This window comes from Arhodomonas sp. KWT, assembly GCF_010993615.1.
Map to the genome: position 1 here is coordinate 1 of NZ_WNXE01001023.1, position 587 is coordinate 587.

Here is a 587-nt window from a genome sequence, read left to right on the forward strand (position 1 = left end):
TCTGTCGTTGTGCGTCAGTCACCGGTGCCGCGCGTTGCGGCGGGGCATCAGGCGTGGTTGTGGAAATACAGGTTGAGTAGCGCGTGGTTGACCTCGTTGGCGCGTTCCAGCGGGGTCCAGTGGCCACAGCGGTGCAGGATCTCCAGGTGGGCCCCGGCGATCCGTTTCGCCATGTCACGGGCGGCGGTGGGCGGGGCGACCCCGTCCTCGTCGCCGGTGACCAGCAGGGTCGGGCAGCCAATCGCTCCGAGGTCCGCGGCCTGTGCGGCGGCCAGCGCCTCGCAGGTGCGTGCATAGCCTTCCGGGGCCTGGCGCATGACGAGCTCGCGCACGAATGCGGCGACCGCGGGCTGGTGCGCGCGGGTGTCCGCGGCGAGGCTGCCCTGGTACAGGGCGTCGGCGATCGGGATCATGCCGTTGTCCCGGGCTGCGGCGGCGCGGTCGCGGATACCCTTGCGAGCGGCCTCCGGGGGTTCGAGGATCGGCCCCATCAGTGCCAGGCTCGCCGTACGTTCCGGGTGCCGTGCGGCGATGTGCTGACACACGATCGTCCCCATCGAGTGGCCCACCCAGTGGGCGCGCTCGAC

1 protein-coding gene is annotated in these 587 nt (G+C 71.6%); it reads right to left on the reverse strand.

What is annotated here, in order from left to right; translation table 11 throughout:
* Positions 1-47: 47 nt before the first annotated feature.
* Positions 48-587: alpha/beta fold hydrolase (locus tag G7A99_RS23925; protein WP_163144569.1), on the reverse strand; the 540-nt coding region annotated here is incomplete at its 5' end.